Source organism: Methanosarcina sp. A14 (genome assembly GCF_001729375.1).
Taxonomy (GTDB): Archaea; Halobacteriota; Methanosarcinia; order Methanosarcinales; family Methanosarcinaceae; genus Methanosarcina; species Methanosarcina barkeri.
On record NZ_LZPK01000031.1, the window covers coordinates 16,563 to 35,236 of the forward strand.

14 protein-coding genes and 1 pseudogene are annotated in these 18,674 nt (G+C 40.1%); 10 read left to right on the plus strand and 5 right to left on the minus strand.

Features of this window, described 5'->3' with window-relative positions; all coding sequences use genetic code 11:
- Window positions 1–189: 189 nt before the first annotated feature.
- The 4 genes from A9239_RS02165 to A9239_RS02185 all read left to right on the plus strand — a co-directional run bounded on the left by A9239_RS02165 (window position 190) and on the right by A9239_RS02185 (window position 5,387).
- On the plus strand, window positions 190–1,206 hold the full coding sequence (locus A9239_RS02165; RefSeq protein WP_048117217.1) for a type II glyceraldehyde-3-phosphate dehydrogenase: 1,017 nt from the start codon (window positions 190–192) through the stop codon (window positions 1,204–1,206).
- A 295-nt stretch (window positions 1,207–1,501) separates the two neighbouring features.
- Complete coding sequence (locus A9239_RS02170; protein ID WP_048117219.1) at window positions 1,502–1,972, plus strand: universal stress protein; 471 nt, start codon at window positions 1,502–1,504, stop codon at window positions 1,970–1,972.
- Between the two features lie 460 nt (window positions 1,973–2,432).
- A complete protein-coding gene (locus A9239_RS02175) occupies window positions 2,433–2,963 on the plus strand; it encodes a metal-dependent hydrolase (protein WP_048117221.1) in 531 nt (176 codons plus the stop codon).
- A gap of 660 nt (window positions 2,964–3,623) precedes the next feature.
- Window positions 3,624–5,387 (plus strand): bifunctional UDP-sugar hydrolase/5'-nucleotidase, encoded by a 1,764-nt coding sequence (locus tag A9239_RS02185; RefSeq protein WP_218104529.1) that lies wholly within the window; start codon window positions 3,624–3,626, stop codon window positions 5,385–5,387.
- Window positions 5,388–5,426: 39 nt separating this feature from the next.
- Here the strand turns inward: A9239_RS02185 and A9239_RS19255 are convergent, their stop codons facing one another.
- Window positions 5,427–5,603 carry a hypothetical protein gene (locus A9239_RS19255; protein WP_155396451.1) on the minus strand — a complete coding sequence of 59 codons (177 nt, stop codon included), beginning with the start codon at window positions 5,601–5,603 and terminating at the stop codon, window positions 5,427–5,429.
- Between the two features lie 142 nt (window positions 5,604–5,745).
- Complete coding sequence (locus tag A9239_RS02190; protein ID WP_048155586.1) at window positions 5,746–7,827, minus strand: M13 family metallopeptidase; 2,082 nt, start codon at window positions 7,825–7,827, stop codon at window positions 5,746–5,748.
- A gap of 534 nt (window positions 7,828–8,361) precedes the next feature.
- On the opposite strand from A9239_RS02190, the pseudogene tnpC reads away from it, so the two are divergent.
- Window positions 8,362–9,771 (plus strand): annotated as a pseudogene (gene tnpC, locus A9239_RS02195) (IS66 family transposase); the annotation flags it as partial.
- 646 nt (window positions 9,772–10,417) lie between these two features.
- Window positions 10,418–10,669: a hypothetical protein gene (locus A9239_RS02200; protein WP_048117230.1), complete on the plus strand. Its 252-nt coding sequence runs from the start codon at window positions 10,418–10,420 to the stop codon at window positions 10,667–10,669.
- Window positions 10,670–10,703: 34 nt separating this feature from the next.
- On the opposite strand, the gene A9239_RS19260 is transcribed toward A9239_RS02200, so the two are convergent.
- From A9239_RS19260 to A9239_RS02210, 3 genes are all read right to left on the minus strand, one after another.
- Window positions 10,704–10,856 (minus strand): hypothetical protein, encoded by a 153-nt coding sequence (locus A9239_RS19260; protein WP_155396452.1) that lies wholly within the window; start codon window positions 10,854–10,856, stop codon window positions 10,704–10,706.
- Window positions 10,857–11,284: 428 nt separating this feature from the next.
- Window positions 11,285–11,902 carry a hypothetical protein gene (locus A9239_RS02205; RefSeq protein ID WP_048122793.1) on the minus strand — a complete coding sequence of 206 codons (618 nt, stop codon included), beginning with the start codon at window positions 11,900–11,902 and terminating at the stop codon, window positions 11,285–11,287.
- Window positions 11,903–12,709: 807 nt separating this feature from the next.
- On the minus strand, window positions 12,710–13,606 hold the full coding sequence (locus A9239_RS02210; protein ID WP_048155583.1) for a Vms1/Ankzf1 family peptidyl-tRNA hydrolase: 897 nt from the start codon (window positions 13,604–13,606) through the stop codon (window positions 12,710–12,712).
- 485 nt (window positions 13,607–14,091) lie between these two features.
- Between A9239_RS02210 and coaBC the strand changes: the two genes are divergently transcribed.
- The 4 genes from coaBC (at window position 14,092) to A9239_RS02230 (ending at window position 18,137) form a co-directional block, all read left to right on the plus strand.
- The gene (gene coaBC / locus A9239_RS02215) at window positions 14,092–15,351 is read left to right on the plus strand and encodes a bifunctional phosphopantothenoylcysteine decarboxylase/phosphopantothenate--cysteine ligase CoaBC (protein ID WP_048117236.1); all 1,260 of its coding nucleotides are present in this window, start codon (window positions 14,092–14,094) and stop codon (window positions 15,349–15,351) included.
- A gap of 120 nt (window positions 15,352–15,471) precedes the next feature.
- Entirely contained in the window at window positions 15,472–16,374 is a 903-nt protein-coding gene (locus A9239_RS02220; protein WP_048117239.1) for a pantoate kinase, read from the plus strand.
- Window positions 16,375–16,719: 345 nt separating this feature from the next.
- Window positions 16,720–17,481, plus strand: coding sequence for a 4-phosphopantoate--beta-alanine ligase (locus tag A9239_RS02225; RefSeq protein ID WP_048117242.1), 762 nt, complete (start codon window positions 16,720–16,722; stop codon window positions 17,479–17,481).
- A 2-nt stretch (window positions 17,482–17,483) separates the two neighbouring features.
- Complete coding sequence (locus A9239_RS02230) at window positions 17,484–18,137, plus strand: HD domain-containing protein (RefSeq protein WP_048122795.1); 654 nt, start codon at window positions 17,484–17,486, stop codon at window positions 18,135–18,137.
- Window positions 18,138–18,674 lie beyond the last annotated feature (537 nt).

The window sequence follows — 18,674 nt, forward strand, 5'->3', positions numbered from 1 at the left end:
AAGATCTGAGAGAGGATCTTAATTAGAATTTTCTGAACTGAACATGGAAGTTAGCAGTTAAACTGTGAACTCGATGTTGTTAACCTTCAACTGCCTGAGAAGCAAATTTGACCTTGCATCTATTGTGCCTGATTTTGGACATTGAGTGTGTAAGTCCTAAGATATGGAAATTAAAAGGATAGGATAACAATGGCTAAAGCAAAAATCGCGGTAAACGGTTACGGAACTATAGGAAAAAGGGTTGCAGACGCCGTTAGGGCTCAGGACGATATGGAAGTTGTCGGAATTTCCAAGACAAAACCGAATTATGAGGCAGCAGTGGCACATAAGCTAGGATATGATATATATGCTCCTGCTGAGAATGTTGAAACTTTTGAGAAAGCAGGAATGCCAGCAGCTGGAAGTATTGAAGAAATGCTGGAAAAAGCTGACCTGGTTGTGGACTGTACTCCAGGGGGAATTGGGGAAAAAAATAAGCCTATGTATGAGAAAATCGGGATAAAGGCAATCTGGCAGGGGGGCGAAAGTCATCCGCTTGCAGGTTTCTCCTTTAATGCGGAGAGTAATTACGAACAGGCTGTAGGCCGTGACCTTGTAAGAGTTGTCTCATGTAATACTACAGCACTTTGCAGGGCTATTTCAACTATAGACAGGGAATTCGGAGTAAATAAGGTGAGGGTAAGTCTCACAAGAAGAGCAGTCGATCCCAATGAAATTAAAAAAGGACCTGTTGATGCAATCGTACTTAACCCGATTAAACTTCCGTCTCACCATGGACCTGATGTACAGAGTGTGCTTCCACACATTAACATAACTACTGCAGCTATAAAAGTCCCGACGACTCTTATGCATGTGCATACTGTAAACATGGAAGTCAATAAGGATTGCACTGCAGAAGACGTTAAGAATATCTTTGGTTCTCAGTCCAGGATTCGTTTAGTAGGGCAGGGGATTACTTCAACAGCCGAGATAATTGAATTTGCGCGGGATATTGGACGCCCCAGACACGATATGTGGGAGCTCTGTATCTGGCCCGAATCCATTACAGTGACTGATAAAGAGCTTTACTTCTTCCATGCTGTCCATCAAGAATCGATTGTAGTTCCGGAAAATGTTGACGCTATAAGAGCTATGATGGAACTTGAAAGCGACGGTGCAAAGTCAATTGAAAAGACGAATAAGGCTATTGGACTGTATAACAAGTAAGGTTGTGGGGATCAAGGTATCTATGGAGATTAAGTTTTTAAGGACTCTGGAGGCTTCTGAAGATTTAATCTGAATCTCTTGAGTCCTATTATTACAATTCAGGAGAGTGTATTTGAAACCCACATTCAGCAGTAAAATTTCATGTTTCATAATTTTTCTTGTTATCGATGGTACATTCTGTATCGATTTATTAAATAAGTTGACCGGCTTTTATATACTCATTTCCTTTGATGATATATAAGTGATCATTGTCCTATAATTTGCATAAAGAACGAAAAGGAAAGGGGAGTTTGGCATGAGAAATACTGTTTTCAGGAATATAATGGTCGCAACCGACGGTTCGGAACGAGTAAGAAAAGCAATTTTTACAGCAGTTGAAGTTGCAAAACTAAGCGAGGCAAAGCTTTATGCTGTACATGTTATCGAACTGGGTGGTTATGATTCATTAATTCAGTCCAGAAGTAAAGAATGGAATGAGGCAATTAAAGACCAGCTCATAGCAGAAGGCAAGGACGCAACAAGTTATGTTGAGAATGTCGGAAGAGCTGCAAACGTTAAGGTCGAATCCGTAATTCTTGAAGGAAACCCTGCAGAAGAAATTGTCGATTTTGCAGAAGAAAACGACATTGGTCTTATCGTTATAGGCACACAAGGAAGAACTGGAGTCCATAGATTTTTGATCGGAAGTGTAGCTGAAAATGTGATTAGACAATCTAATGTAAGAGTACTTGTCGTAAGGGGAGAAGCTATTGAAAAGGGCAAATAATTTTTCTAAAAAAGTACTTGTCGTAAGGGGAGGAGCTATCGAAAAGGGCAAATAATTTTTCTGAAAAATTGTGAGTATGATGAAATAAAATAGACACATCAACTAAAATTATACGTTGTCTTTAGCCTCTTATAAATATGAAAACGAAGTTTCAGCAGACTGCAATCCAGAGTAGGTAAGGAAACTCAGCAGATGAGAGTGCCTGTTCTCACTAAACACACATGAAATTCTTTGAATAACATGCACAGCTAATGAAAGTACTTGTAGATGGCAGTATTTTCATGCTATAATAGTAAAATACATTTTTAGAAATTTATATTTTTTAATAGTTAATACATGAGTCCGCTAAATGATTAGTCTTTATAATTAAATGACACTTCTAAATAAAGTATACGACTTTTTAAAAATTTTTAAAGCCATGGACTATATTTATATATAACTGAAGTCTTGATAATTTGCGATGCTTCTTTTTGGACATATTGGGGTTACATTGGGAGTATTCTTCTTACTTGGGATTTTAATACCCCGGCTAAGGACTATTATAGATCCAAAATACTTAGCCATTGGAGCTCTTCTGCCCGACTTAATCGACAAACCTGTAGGAATGATTATCTTTGCTTCTACCTTTGCAAACGGACGTATCATATGTCATACTCTGTTATTCGTTCTTTCCCTATTCCTGATAGGTTTATACATATATGAAAAGAAAAAAGATATCAAAGTTCTTAGCCTTGCTTCAGGTTCTTTCTTCCATCTTATAGAAGATTATATGTGGACAAATCCCAGAACTTTATTCTGGCCTCTCTTTGGATTCGAATTCCCCAAATATCGGACGGACTTCAATGGAATTGAATACTTGACAAAACTGTTTGAAAAATCGTTTACATTTCATATTTCGCTCTCTTCTGTTCCTGAAATCTTGGGGATTGGAATACTAGTTCTTTTGGTTTTACACTGGTTGATAAAAGAATTTGGACAAAATAAGTTTTAACAATAAAATAGGCTATTAAACTGAAAATAGAAAAGAATCTTCAACTCATCCTGGACTAAGGTATACAGGACGAAGAAAATTCAGAAATAAATTAAAATATAATTTTTTGACTTTTATAGAAATTTATCAGGATAGCTATCATTTTTTATAAAATGTTACTGCTCTTCTAACCTTCAAACTTAATTTTTGCATCTTTTAAGATATAGAAATCGATCATAGCAACCTTTCGAGAAATCATCTTACAAAATACTCTGTAAATTACCTTTACCCTGTAAATTGCCTTTTTTATAAATGTCAAAAAATGGAGAACGTTTAATGAAAATCTGAATGCGGACTTCCTGATCAACAAATATTCTCTTTTTCCAAAGGTTGTCAAAAAAAGATAACTGGCTATGAAGGCTTGCAAAGGTTCACCTATAAACAATTTCATATATAAACATTACAAAATATAAACAATTTTACATATAAATATTTTAAAATACTAAGATGTCCAAAAATTTGTAGTTTCAAGACTTAACACTGTTAGTACAAATTGAGGATGATAAAATTGCGTAGTTAAGCGGTTCAGTCACTCAAGTCCTAATTATATAAAAACTGTAGCACGGAACTATAAGAACCGGTTTTTCGACTCAGATTTTAATGCTTAAAGAGGGATAGATATTGTTAAAAAAGTACAATTGTTTGACAAATAAGCCCAATAGGCACCTTGCCTTTTATTTATGCCTAGTGATACTTGTCTCTCTGGCCTCACTTGGCTGCCTGGAGGCTTCAGGGCCTGAAAAGGGTACATTAGAAGATACGCAGGAAAATACGTCAGAAAATACATTAAAAGTCCAGATCCTGTCCATTAATGACCTCCACGGTCAAATTGAACCGTCCACCGGCAAAGTGGTTACGGGTTATAATGAGACCGGAGCTCCCATATGCGTTGATTCCGGAGGCATGGAGTATCTGGCCACTCACATAAAGGAACTCAGCTCTGAGAACCCCAATACATTTGTGGTATCGGCAGGCGATTCTATGGGTGCCAGCCCGCTTCTCTCAGCCCTGTTCCAGGATGAACCGACAATAAAAGCTCTCAATATGATGGGGCTCGACTTTTCAGCCGTAGGCAACCATGATCTGGACGAGGGAATGGGCGAGCTCATGCGCATTCAGAATGGCAGCTACCAGCCGACAGATGGCAACCTGAGTAACTCCTCCTTTGAAGGAGCACATTTCCAGTTTCTGGCTGCAAATATAGTCAATGAGAGCACAAACGCCACAATATTCCCTGCCTATAACATTACCTACGTCCAGGGAGTTCCAATAGGGTTCATTGGAATTGCCCTAAAAGACACGCCATACATAGTGACTGCTTCCAAAGTGAAAGGGTTCAGGTTCCTGGACGAAGCCACGACCATTAATGAACAGGTCAAAAAGCTGAAGAGTATGGGCGTAAAAACCATAGTGGTGATCATCCATGACGGCGGTTCCCAAGAGGGACTATATAACGAGAGCCTGAACATGAGCGGCCCAATTTTAGATGTCATCAATGCCACCGACGACGAAGTAGATGTTTTCATCACTGGCCATACACATCAGGCTTACAATGCTGTTATTGACGGCCGTCTGGTAACAGAAGCCGGTTCGGCAGGTAATTTACTCACGGATATCGATCTGGTGATAAGCAACGAGACTTGTGATGTGATCGAGGAAAGGTCCAGAAATATCATAGTTTCCAGAGACATTACTGAAGACTCAGGAATAAGCGAGCTGATAGAGGAATATAAATCTCAGGTTGCGCCCCTTGCGGACCGGGTGATCTGTAACATCACAGAGAATATTACAAATACAGCCAGTGATTCAGGTGAATCTGCTCTGGGTGACGTCGTAGCCGATGCTCAGTTATATGCTACTTCTAACTTAAGCAATGGCGGTGCTGTTATAGCTTTCATGAACCCAGGCGGCATTCGCACAGACCTGGTATATGATCAAATTAGCGGTGGGGAACTGCAAGGTCAGGTTACTTATGGAGAGGCCTTCAGTGTCCAGCCTTTTGGAAACGATCTGGTCACAATGACCTTAAACGGCACTCAGATCGACGCTTTGCTGGAACAGCAATTCGACAACCCATCCCTTGGCAGTAAGCGAATATTGCAGGTTTCAAAGGGCTTTAGTTATACCTGGAACGAACGCGCTCCTACGGGCGAGAAAGTCGATATATCCAGTATAAAAATCAATGGAACTTCTATTGATCCGAGCAGCCCTTACCGCGTAACAATGAATGGATTTCTGGCTGATGGAGGAGATAATTTCTCTGTAATGAAAGAAGGGACCGATAGGATGGTAGGATCTCCAGATTTAGATGCCTTTGTCAATTACCTAGAGACCTTTTCTCCTCTGGCTCCCGGATCTGAGAATCGCATAGTTCTGGAAAAATAATGTATAGGGAAGAATATAGAAGAGTGAGATACCCATCCTTCAGTTTTCCCTGCCGGGATATTTTCCAGGATATTTTTTAACTGGCAGCTTCCTTCCCACCCTGAAGAAGGTGTCTGACGACAACTGGCAATCAAAGTTGTGGTAGTGAGCCCCGGTGCCGAGCAACGAGGTATCTGACTGAAATAGATCCAGCAAAGGAACCGGACTGGGAAGCATATCTTTTGCCGGGTCCCCACAGGTTCACTGCATAACTTCAAAGCAGAGTAGAGCTGCCAACAGGTACTATCATTCAGGGTTCATGACTATTCATAGGTGCTGTATTTCATCTTCAGAAACGAAAAGGCTTCCAGCGATAATTTTACCATATCACTGGCCTCTCACTTCCTGGTCTGTAGAGTTTATCCGAGGGCTTTACGTTTGGGAACGCCCTGTAAAACTCAGGCACGTTGAAAACCACTCCATTGACCCTGAACCTGGCTGGTGAATGAGTATCAGTCAGTGCTAACGTCCTTAGTGATTCGTCTGTGTCCGACTCCCTCCACACCTGGGTGAAGCTTAAAAAGAACCTCTGGTCTCCAGTGAATCCATCAATCATTTCCGGCTCCTCTTTCAATGAGAGCTTATAAGCGTGGTAGGCCACGGTCAATCCGCCAAAATCTGCTACGTTCTCAGGCAGAGTCAGGTTGCCGTTGACGTACAGGCCAGGCAAAATCTCGAACCTGTTATACTCGTCCACCAGAACCTCCGTGCTTTTGTTGAAGTTATCGGCATCTTCTGGTGTCCACCAATCCGTCAAATTTCCACTTGCATCGAACTTTCTGCCCTGGCTATCGAAATGGTGAGTCATCTCGTGTCCTATAATTGCACCTATGGCACCATAATTAACAGCGTCATCGGCATCCTTATTGAAGAAAGGAGGCTGAAGAATGCCTGCCGGGAAAACTATAATTATTTTATTGTAATCCGCATAGGCGTTAGTCTCCTGGGGATTCATCTCCCACAGCTTGCGATTTACAGGCTGACCTATTCTATCCAGACCGCTGGGTCCATGATGAAACTTGAATTTAGAAGCTCTGAGGACATTCATAACATATGAATCGTTTTTAAATTCAAGCTCTGAATAGTTCAGCCATTCATCTGGATAACCTACCTGTACATCCAGAACTTCAAGCTTTTTGAGAGCTTCTTTTTTGGTTTCAGACTCCATCCATGCCAGGTTTTGAATTCTCTCTCCGAAGGCCTTCTTCAGGTTGAATACCATATCCTGCATCCTGGCCCTGGAACCTTGGTCAAAATATCTATCTACATAGACGTGTCCTACGGCCTCGCCCATAGCCTCATTTTCCGCTTCAATAACCCTCTTCCACCTGGGCTTCATTTCTTGCTGACCATTGAGTTTTCTTCCATAAAAATCAAAGTGTTCCTCTTCTACGTCGGAGCTTAGGTAAGGTGACGTCCCTAAAATCAGCTTCCAGCGCAGGAAGGTCTTCCAATCAGCTATGTTCTCTTCCTGAAGGGCGCTGCTTAACTCTTTAAAGAAGGAAGGATTTCTGACGTTGACCTCGGCTACGTCCGGATAACCCAGAGAGACGAAGAGACAAGACCAGTTAATGCCTGGTGCAAAGGCCTGAAGCTCCTCAAGGCTCATCTTGTTATACGTTTTGACCTCATCGCGGTCTTCTACATTGGTAAAGGATGCATTGGCCAGCCGGGTCTCTATCCTCATCACAGTCCTGGCATTATTCTCAGCGACCTCTGGACTATCGCCAAGGAAGACAAACATCCTGGTAACATGAGTCAAATACTGTTCTCTGATTTTGATAGATTCATTGTCCTGTCTGAAATAGAAATCTCTATCCGGAAGGCCTAGCCCTCCCTGAGTAAGGGTAGCAATCATGATCTTGCTGTTCTTCTTGTCAGGTGCAGCATACATTGAAAAGAAAGGGTCCAGGCCGTACTCCATCATTTGTGTTGAGACTGACTGAAGATCGGAAGCACTGGAGGTATTGTCTATCATCTTCAGTTTGCCTTTGATTGGATCAAGATGCTGCTTTTCCAGAGTGAAATTATCCATTCCCATGCTGTAGAATGTGCCAATCTTCTGCTCGAGACTTCCATCAGGAACTGAGGTATTACTGGCTGCACTCTCCAAAATTCCGTTGACACGGTCATAAGTCCTGTCTTCTACTATTGCAAACTCTCCGTATCTGGACTTATCCATGGGTACAGGATGACTTTTTATCCAGTCTCCCTCAGCATATTCATAGAAGTCGTCTCCAGGTTTCACTGAGAGATTCATACTTTCGGGGTCGAAAGCTTTTTCCTTTTCTGAAGTGCTTGTGCTACTCAAAGTTTCGGAAGAACCCAAAGCTACAATCGTTAAAGCGTTAACCAGTACGATGCCAAAAGCGAACAGATTTATTACTCCCTTCTTCTCCATGTCCCCTCAACTCCTATCCTCAATTCCTATGGATTCTAATATTCCTATGGATTTTAATCCTGAAAGTACAGTTGCAAAAAAGGCTTATTTGAACTTTGTAGGAATCCTTAATCTTGCAGTTAGGATACATATTTAGAGTACAAAATCACACAGAATAGACGTTGTGATCAAGTTAATTACAAAACCTGCTTAGATACTGCTTTTTAACTGTAAGCTCACTATACCGCAACACATCCACAAGTCTTATTGCTCCCGTATAGAACATAATTATTCCCAGAATTATTTTAAACTACTTATACTAAAACTAGCCTTAATCCCAAATATAATGATTTTCTGAGTTCTTAAATTGAAAACATTGAAAATTATTAGAAAAACTTCATCTCAACTAAAAACAACAAGACGACGTATTTATAAACAAAGAATGATAATAGTAACTATTCAGGTATCCTTGTTAAGGCTACACAATTTTTCCTCGTACCTAGGAAAAATTGGATATAAAATGAGTTCTTTTTCTCCTTGATGAAACGCGAATAGATTCTTGCTCTATGTGCTTCAAGCCCTGAAGTTATTGCTTATATTATAAGTCTTGAGTCTCAAATTAAAGACCTCACTGAAAGATTGCAAGTTTTAGAATCTCGCTTAAATCAAAACAGTAGAAACAGCAGTAAACCTCCTTCTACTGACTATTTTTCCAAAGTAAAACCTAATCCCAAGAGTCTGCGTAAAAAGAGTGGTAAGAAACCTGGAGGTCAAGAAGGTCATTCAGGCACAACTCTTGAAATGGTTGATAATCCTGTGTAGATAATTGAACATTCTTTGAGTTACTGCAAAGAGTGTGGACATATTCTTGAGGATATTGAAGCTGAAGCTTATGAGAAAAGACAGATTTTTGATATTCCACCTGTAAATCTTACTGTTACGGAACATCGAAGTCAGATAAAAACCTGTACTAACTGTGGAAGATTAAATAAAGCTGATTTTCCAGAATCCGTAAAATATCCGGTTCAATATGGCCCTAATATTTCGTCCTCTGCAATTTACTTTAAAAATCACCATTTCATTCCTTACGAAAGGATTTCTGAATTGTTTCATGATGTAATGGGGATAAAAATCTGTTCTGCTACTATTATTAAAGCAGAAAGAGAATGTTTCCAGAATCTTGAAGAATTTGAAACCATAATTTGAGAAAAGGTACTAGCTTCTCCTGTTATCCATTGTGATGAAACTGGAATGAAAGTTCAAGGAAAAAGACATTGGCTTCATGTAGCTTCTACTGACAAATACACATGTTATTTTACTCATCCAAAAAGAGGATCAGAAGCTATTGATGCTATGGGAATTCTTCCCGAGTTTAAAGGGGTAGCAGTTCCTGATGGATGGAAACCTTACAACGGTTATAATTGTGATCATGCTCTTTGCAATGCTCATCTCCAAAGAGAACTTATTGGAATTGAGGAGAATTATAAACAGCAATGGACTAAAGATATGAATGAGCTGTTATCTGAAATGAAAAAGTATACTGATGAGTGTAAAGAGCAGGTTAAATATCTGGATTTTGAACAGGTTAAGGCATTAGAAAAGATGTTCAATGCTGTAATCGTGAAAGGAATTGAAGAAAATCCACCTTCTCTAAATCCTAAGAGACAAGGAAAACGTGGTATGCATCCAAAAACCAAAGCAAGGAATCTGCTTGATAGGTTTATAGAACATAAAGACAAGATCCTGAGCTTCCTGACAGACTTGAAAGTTCCGTTTGAGAATAATCAGGCAGAAAGAGATGTCAGGATGATGAAGCTACAGCAGAAAATATCAGGAACTTTCAAAACTGAACGAGGAGCGGAAGCTTTCTGCAGAATTAGAGCATATATTTCCACAATAAGAAAGAATGGTTTACCTGTTTTAGAGAGTATTCTCGCGGCGCTCAAAGGAGCGCCGCTAAATATAACTCTGAATAGTTACAAATTTACTCCATTTTCATCAGGCGTTGCCCCAAGAGGATGGGGATACCCTCTCTCGATAACATAGTGATACTTCTTTAAAGTCTTTTTGTAATCCGTGTATACTTCTCCTAACATTTTTTGGCTCTAGAAGCATGCCTGAAGTTCTGCAAATTGGAACTCAGATCAAACTATAACTCTGATAATCAAGTTTTATACCTGAAGTTTTGCAAACTATAACTCTGATAATCAAGTTTTATACCTGAAGTTTTGCAAACTGTAACTCAGATCAAACTGTAACTCCGATAATCAAGTTTTTCAGTCATTGACAAATTACCTGCTAACCTGTTTGCTTTATTTTTCTTCTTTTTAGCAAATAATTTTTGCTGTCTTTATCCATTCAGGCCCGCGAATAGAATCATTTTACGAAATTTTCTTTTCCAGATTCAGTGGAAGCGCGATAACTATTATTAAATCCAAAAGAGTATTCTCTTTATGTCCAAACAGCAGAGAGATTCGGCAACCGGCTATTTTCTAAAATAGCTGACGATATTGAAAATAAACGCTTTAAAAAGGCCTTTGAAGGTCTGGATAAAGCGGAAATAATCGCAAAGAAGATAAAACACCCTGCTATTTCATACCATGTCTTTTCTATGAGAGGGCTCGCTGAAGCCGAAAACGGTGAACCGGAATTAGCTCTTGGGTCTTACATTCCGGCTCTGAGAATCATAGGGAAACTGTTTTCTGAAGAACCTGCAAAAAAAGAATATCAATTGTTTGTAGACAATACTACTGCAGGAATAGGAAAAGCTCGTATTGACCTGAATGATGAAGAAAAAGCGACAAAATATATCGAAGCTGTAAGGCCCCACATTGAAAGGAACCTTCAGACATCAGGTTGGTAAAATCAGCTCTCTCCAAAAAGAACTGGAATATCAGTCACATTTTGTTTTTTGTCTCTTCATCAATTATCTGGTAAATCTCTTCAACTAAAGCAGCTTTTTCTTTAGAAGGCAAACCATCGTAAATATTTACATCCAATCTGGTAAGCTCAATTCCATATGATATTACTGGATTTACCAAGTTCTTCAAGGGTAGAATTCCAGCTTTCCTTTTGATCTTTAGTTTCCTGTACAGAAAGTTTGCCGTATCTGGTAATTACAGTATTCCCTTATATATGACTAAAAAAGACTAAAAAATAGTGATGATAACTTTATGGTTAAATACAGGATGAGAGCTTCTATTAAAGCTGCAATGATTACTGCTATAAAAGTAGATAAATTAAGTTCAATCAAGTTTATATAATTCAAAAGAAAAAAAAAGGTAAAGCAAAAGATAAACAACTTTATATTTCTTGATTTTTTCATCATAATAAATTCACATCCACATTAATAAATTCTCAGCATAGAAAAATTCATTTTTACCAGTCCCTTATTATTTTTAGTTTCAGGCTAAATCTTAGTTATTCTCTACAATAAAAGTTTCAGAACTATTTCCCATGATCAGAAACCCGATTGATATCAGAATTCAAGATTGAAAGAACGAATTTTGAGTGTTGGATTAAGATTGGTTATAGAATGGTGAGCCTCGTAATTTCCATTTTGGTCGCACGATAAATAAACCTTGACGTAATAGTTCTGAACAGTTAAGCCATTGCCATTGTACTCAAAACCATAATGGAAATTCCCCTGAGCATAAATTTCTGCAGTGCTACTGGAAATTTGATGCGTACCTGTTTCCCAATTAGAAATTTGCCAGAGATTGAAAGGCATATTATGTACGTACCATGAATCATAAAAATAAGGCTGTACAGATTTGTGATTATACTCAAAATATCCTTGTGTGCAAACAGTAAACAATTTCCAGCCAAGCCAATTATATTCACTTACGGAAGATGTTAGAGGAGGTGCATAAAGCGAATCAGTTCCAGAGTGTGGATTAATTTCGCTTTTTGTATTAATTAGTTGAGTATTATTGTTCACTTTTAAGTTATCAATTGAAAAATAACCTCGATCTGTAAAAGTTATGTTTGATCCATCTTTTAGTTGATATGTCCTTGAACTATTTATGCCTGAAGCAGTAGCGTTCTCTGATATTGAAATCTTATCTTTGTTTGCTTTACAATAATTCGCAATCACATCGTCTGTGGATGAGTTTTTTGTATTGGAATTTAGAGCATCAATTAGACCTTGCTCCAGTTCAGAAGGTTTATCACTTACTTTTGATGCTTCCTATGCCATTACAGCCGGTACTAAAGCAATACTCAAGAAAACCATTACTGCAAATATTGCGCCTACTCTAGTTTTACTCATTGCCATTATTTTTTCTCCTGTTTAGCACCCAGGAGGCAGAATAGGCAAGCTTAAATATACACACAGGTAACATGGTCACTACCCCTTAGGACGTGTTTTATGAAGTTTGGATGATACTGGAAATACTCTTGAACTCCATAAACTCCTTTTTATTAATTTATTATATATTCTATGCCCTAATCATCTAACAATACCATTTTCTAACTACTTTTTAATTATGAATTATTACTTGATCTCTGATTGTTGGATGAATTTGCCATAAAATTTATATTTATCCGTATGTGCTCAAACTGCCGCAAGTAAACCCCTATGTTTCAATAAAAAGTTAATGATTCTTATTTGAAAACCGCATATGTTAATTGGTTAACATCTATTCCATGATGTGGTGCAAATATCTGATGGGAAAATCTTCCATAGTTAAAAACGTCAGAGATTTTTAATGCAGTACTGAAGCTATTTAACTGGAATGGGCAAATTCATCTATACATTCATCTGTACATTCATCTGTACTTCATCTGTACATTCATCTGTACATTCATCTGTACATTCATCTGTACATTCATCTGTACATTCATCTCTGCATTCCCGATATTTTTCAGCTATTTTGGAATCTCAAAGAAAAATTTTCTGTGCTCACAATAAATACCTTCTGGAGCTTAAAACCGTTCGGAGGATCTCTTCCCCGCCCGTTTTTTCTAATTTGAGATCAGAAGGCTTTTCTATTATCTCAAGGTTGAGGGGCAGATATCTCTGTATTTCCTTTAAGAGCTGGGCGTCTCCGCTCATAACGATGCAGTCTACGGGGGAGTTTTCTTCGAGGGTTTTATTCAGGACTTCGAAGACTTTGTCCATGTGGTGTGCGATATCTTCTTCCCGAAGGCGTTCGAAGCGGCGCTGACTAAAGCCTCCTTTACTGTGCTTTTCCTTTACGCTACTGCGGATAAGCTCCTCAGTATCGAAAACCTGTGCATCGGGAGTAAAACCTATGAAAGATTCGCCGGCGTGCAGGACAAGGACAAGCATGCGGTAGTCCTTACTTAAGATCTCTTCAAGCACAGAGACCTCAAAACTGTCCCCAAGCTCCCAGGTTGGGAAAGTGATAGGAAAAGGAGGAGCTATAGCTTCACAGACCATGCGGTGAAAATCATAAAAAAGTACAAGGCCGGTCTCAGGCTCAAGCCTGTCAAGAAGGATACGGTTTTCCTCTTCCACGCGCTCAAGAACCTTTTCACTTATCACACCTGAGAGTCGGGTGCCCTGAGGCAGGTAAGCGGTCAGCAGGTCTCCTGCAGTAGTTTGGATGGACTTGAGTTTGGAGAGGTAAGCCTGAACGGCTTGCGGGCTCAGAGTTTCAATTCCCCGAAACTTCAATTTACCCTGAGATTCAGCTCTTATTGTTTCGAGCTCGTGGGAAAGAGTTCGGGTGCGAATACGTTCCTGGTTTAAAAGAGCCTCAGCGTCCTGCCTGTCCGAAACCGCCTGCCTTGCGAGAATTTCTTTTTTTTCAAGCTGGTTTTTTGCACTCTGCAAATCAAGTTCCAGTTTAGCAATCTGTGAATTGAGCTTATCGATTTCAAGTTCGAGTTGCCCTTTTCCTGAAATTTTCCCTAGAAATGTGCTTAAGCCATTTTTCGTAACTTCAGAAGCTTCTTTTTTTGCTTTTTTGTCGTTAATCTATTTCCCTCACACACTGTTAGTTTTAACTCAGATATCGGATTATTTTTAACTCAGATATTGGATTAATAAAATAATAACTCTCTATAAAGTTTATTTATTAATTAATTTTAATCCTTATTATTTCGAAAGTTTTAATAATATCGTATTGAATGTCACTTTGTTTTCAGGATCATTTTCTGAAAAGCAAGCTGATTTAAGAGATTATTGCCCATCTTATAACCTTGTAGATCCCTCCGCTGCCTGAATGAGAACCCAATTGAAAGGCTTTTAAATCCAGACGGGCAGAAGGGTCCTAACCAGGAAAGCCCCGGTCAAAGTGACCGGATTGAGTAGATGAAATGGATAAAGAAAATAAGCAAAAGGCCACTAGGTCCAGAGCCGAAAAGTTCCATCCCACACTCTGGATCCAGGGGCAAAAGAGCTCTTTCCTTGCCGGAAAAACCATAGTTCTTGGTGTTACGGGAAGTATTGGAGCGGTCAGGGTAGTTGAACTTGCAAGAGAGCTGATAAGAAACGGGGCTGAAGTCCATGCTGTTATGACAGAGGCTGCCACGCGTATTCTGCACCCTGATGCCCTGCACTATGCAACGGGAAATCCAGCAATTACCGAACTTGGAGGCAGGGTCGAGCATGTGGAGTTCTGCGGACTTAAAGGCAGGGCCGACCTTCTCCTTATAGCTCCTGCAACCGCAAATACCATAGGAAAAATCGCATGCGGAATAGATGATACTCCTGTTACCTCGTTTGCAACAACTGCCCTTGGCTCTGGTGTGCCTGTGATGGTTGTTCCTGCAATGCATGAATCAATGTTCAGGCATCCGGCTGTTGTTGAGAATCTGGAAAAATTGAAAAGCTGGGGAATCTCTATTGTGGGCCCCAGACTTGAAGAAGGCGTTGCAAAAATTGCGGCAAATGAGGAAATTGTGCTCAAGGTAGAAAGGGCTCTCGGAAACAAAAACCTTGAAAATCGAAAGATAATTATCACAAGTGGCTCTACTGCCGAAAGCCTGGACCCCATCCGAATTATCACGAACCGGGCTTCAGGTAAAACCGGCAGAGAACTCGCCCTTGAAGCTTATCGCAATGGAGCTGATGTAACCCTGGTTCATCGGGATCGGCTTGGGGTTGCAGGAATCAGAGAGATTTTTGTAGAGAGTGCCGCCGACATGACCGATGCTGTACTCTCAGAACTTGAAAAAGAGTACGATGTTCTTATCAGTTCGGCAGCAATTGCAGACTATACAGCCGAGCCTTCTCCCGAAAAGATAAAATCGGGAGGAGAACTTACCTTAAGACTGAAGCCCACCCGCAAATTGATTAAAGAATGCCGTCAAAGGTATCCTGACCTCGTGATTATAGGTTTCAAAGCTGAAACCGAAATTGAAAAAGACGAACTTCTCAGAAGGGCAGCTTCAACCCTTAAAACTTCAAAACTGGACCTGATTGCAGCAAACGACGTCGCGAAAGGCGGAATGGGCACTGAGAAGAATGAATTGTACCTGCTTGGACGGGAAAAAAGCGAACCAAGGCACGTAAGTGGAAATAAGCGCAAACTTGCAGCCTTTATCCTTGAAGAGGTAGCCGATCTGTTAAAGTAAAAAATCTGCTGCAAAGTATCCCAGAGTATTTCACAAAAATCCGGAAGCATTTTGCAAAGTATCCTGCAAAACACGAACGAACTTTGAAAAAATGATTAAAGTGGCAAAAAGGCGTTTTCTATGTATACATATGAGAGTGAAGGAGCAGACATTCAGGCAAAAGCCTATGCTCCGGGACACATCACAGGTTTTTTCCAGATTCACGAGCATGAAAACCCTCATCGTAAGGGTTCTACAGGCTGCGGAATCGTCCTGAATGGAGGCGTAACCACCGAAGTAAAGATCGGGAGATCTGTAGAAAAAACCGAAGTTTTTCTTAATGGAAAAAGAGTTGAAGGCAGAACTACTCGGACTGTCGCAGAGATGATGACTGAACTGCCTGTAAGAATAAAAAGCTGGGCAGAAATCCCAACAGGATGCGGATTTGGAGCTTCAGGTGCAGGAGCTCTCGGGACAGCCTATGCCCTGAACAATGCACTTTCCCTGAATCAGACCATAAAAAGCCTGACTGAATATGCCCATGTGGCTGAGGTCGTCAATTGCAGCGGACTTGGGGATATTGCTGCCCAGTCCAGCGGTGGAGTCGTGATCAGACTGCAGCCTGGCGGGCCCGAATTCGGGCTTGTGGACGGGATCCCGGCTCCCGAAGCCAGGGTTTTCTGTATTGTACTTGGTGAGATTTCTACCGGGTCGGTCCTGAGGGATGAAGCTGCATCCTCAAGAATTAACAGCGCAGGAAAAGAAGCTATGTCCGAGCTGCTTAAAAAGCCCACTCTTGAGAACTTCATGCAGCAGTCAAAAGCGTTTGCCAGTAAAACAGGCCTTATGAGCAGCCGGGCAAAAGATGTGATCGAAGCTGCAAACTCAAATGGTGGGCTAGCTTCTCAGGCAATGCTTGGGGATACGGTTTTCGCAATTGCCCCTTACTCCCAGCAGTTCCGTCTCTACGAAGCCCTCCAGGAATTTGGGGAAGTGCTGGAATACGGCATAAGCACCTGCGTGCCAAGACTGATGAACGAATGAGTTCGAGCAGAACATATTTTGAATGTGCCAGGAAAATAAAAAAATACTTGCAGAAAATTGCTGCGTAATTAATTTCCTTGTAACTACTCTCCTTATAACTTAAAGAGAGTTAAAATAATGTATAAATCGAAAATTGGGATCAAATAGTAATTATATAATTCAGATTACTCATTTTAGTGTTTTATTTGAGTGTTCTGAACTAATTAAGTAGTTTATGTTAAAACTGTTACTCAAGCAGTTTATGTAAAACTGATGAAACTCATTTACGGATTAAGTTCATACATAAAAAAAGATACTGGAAAGTCAATTAAAAGAAAGTCAATTAAAATAAGGTAAGCGACCGATATGACCGAGATACCCAAAGACCACCCGAGGTATGAGTCCCTGCTAGCCCGTGAAAAGGTTGCAGCCGGGGTAAAAATGGGAATGACAAGTATTCAGGGGCTGATTTCCCAGGGAAGAGGCGAAAGCTTTGATTACCTTATAGGCGAGCGAAGCACCAAGTCTGCTCTGTATGCTGAAAGAGCAGCAGTTGCTGCCCTGCTACTGGCAAAAAATCCTGTAATTTCCGTAAACGGTAATGCTGCAGCTCTCGCTCCTGACAAAATTGTAGCCCTTGCAGATGTTACAGGAGCAAAGCTCGAGGTCAATCTTTTTCACAGGACTGAAACAAGGATCCACCTTATAATAGAACAGCTCAAAGCTAATGGGGCTTCTGAGGTGCTTGGGAAAAATCCGGATGCAAGCCTTGAACTCTCTCACGCCAGGCGGCTGGTAGAAAGCCGGGGGATATATTCTGCAGACGTAGTGCTTGTCCCTCTGGAAGACGGAGATCGTTGTGAAAAACTCGTAGAAATGGGAAAAACTGTTATAGCTATTGACCTGAACCCTCTCTCACGGACTTCAAAGATGTCTACAATCTCGATAGTTGACAACCTTACCCGTGCACTTGAAAACATGATCAAGTTCGGGATGGAACTGAAAAAGGAGAGAAATGAAGAACTTGTGAAATTAATCACAACTTATGATAATAAAAAAGTCCTTTTAGATGCTATTTCTGAAATCCAGGAACACCTTAAAGCTATGACTGTAGAATTGGAACAATGAATATGGACCTTATAGAAAAAACGAGGGAATTTGTAGCTACTTTTCTTGAAGGTGAGCCAAGTTCCCATGATATGTCCCATATAAACCGGGTAGAAGCCCTTTGCCTGGAAATCCAAAAAGAAGAAGGGGGAGATCTTCTCATACTTCAGCTTGCAGCTCTCCTCCACGATGTCGGCGTAATTAAGGAACATGAAGAAGGCGGGGACCATGCCGTATATAGTGCCGACATCGCTTCTGAATTTCTTTCGAGAACAGGGCTTGGAAAAGAGGTTATTGAAGCTGTTACTGGTTGTATCCGGACACACCGTTTCAGTGCAGGGGAAAAGCCGGATTGTCTCGAAGCTCAAATTTTGCAGGACGCCGATCGGATTGATGCCCTTGGAGCAGTTGGGATCTTCAGAGCTGTTCTTTCGATGGGAGCTCTCAGGATGTTAAAGCATACAACAGGAATGGATAAGGGAAGTTCAAAAAGAACCGTGTATATTGAAGACCCTATTGAGGGCTTTAACGAATATATGCAGTACAAACCTTTCACAATTCCTGAAAAGTTGAACACTGAAACTGCAAAAAAGATTGCCAAGGAAAGACTGAAAATCATGCGCCTTTACCTGAAGATTCTTAATAACGAAGCAGGAAACAGTAAAAAGGATTTATAAAAAGGCACCCTCTTCAAATTGTATGGAGAAACGTTATATACTGAAATAATTTTATAAGTTCAAAAATAATTTGTTTTATCACAAAATTATTACTTTTCAGAATATGAACTCGGTTCTATCAGTTCTATATTACTTTTTTATGAACCTTCACCCTCATACAGACAGACTAAGCCTCTCAATAATCCAAAACCCGGAATAAAGTTATTTGTACTCGGTTTGTCTTCCCTGTTTTATCCCAAACTTTTTTCGCTTTTTAATTTTATTATCTTGATTATATATCGTATACATCTGACCCACTATTTTACTTCAACTTCTAATTGTTTTATTTTACATGATTATTTTACAATACCAAAATGAAATTTATAATACCAATACATGCGTCTTCGGTTAAGGAATTTTCTTGCCTGAAAGCTATCGATTTTGCATTAGAAACCGGCCTTAAATTTTGGCCTATTAACATGAAATCGATGCCCTGTTCCAGCTTCTAACTTATTAAACTATTCACTAAATGTTGGGAAATTGACGCAATTTGTCATG

Coding starts and splice junctions, on each gene's coding strand:
- coaBC (WP_048117236.1), top strand. CDS start 14,092: ATGGATAAAGAAAATAAGCAAAAGGCCACTAGGTCCAGAGCCGAAAAG.
- A9239_RS02165 (WP_048117217.1), top strand. CDS start 190: ATGGCTAAAGCAAAAATCGCGGTAAACGGTTACGGAACTATAGGAAAA.
- A9239_RS02200 (WP_048117230.1), top strand. CDS start 10,418: ATGAGAGGGCTCGCTGAAGCCGAAAACGGTGAACCGGAATTAGCTCTT.
- A9239_RS19255 (WP_155396451.1), bottom strand. CDS start 5,603: ATGCTTCCCAGTCCGGTTCCTTTGCTGGATCTATTTCAGTCAGATACC.
- A9239_RS02190 (WP_048155586.1), bottom strand. CDS start 7,827: ATGGAGAAGAAGGGAGTAATAAATCTGTTCGCTTTTGGCATCGTACTG.
- A9239_RS02175 (WP_048117221.1), top strand. CDS start 2,433: ATGCTTCTTTTTGGACATATTGGGGTTACATTGGGAGTATTCTTCTTA.
- A9239_RS02225 (WP_048117242.1), top strand. CDS start 16,720: ATGACCGAGATACCCAAAGACCACCCGAGGTATGAGTCCCTGCTAGCC.
- A9239_RS02220 (WP_048117239.1), top strand. CDS start 15,472: ATGTATACATATGAGAGTGAAGGAGCAGACATTCAGGCAAAAGCCTAT.
- A9239_RS02230 (WP_048122795.1), top strand. CDS start 17,484: ATGGACCTTATAGAAAAAACGAGGGAATTTGTAGCTACTTTTCTTGAA.
- A9239_RS02170 (WP_048117219.1), top strand. CDS start 1,502: ATGAGAAATACTGTTTTCAGGAATATAATGGTCGCAACCGACGGTTCG.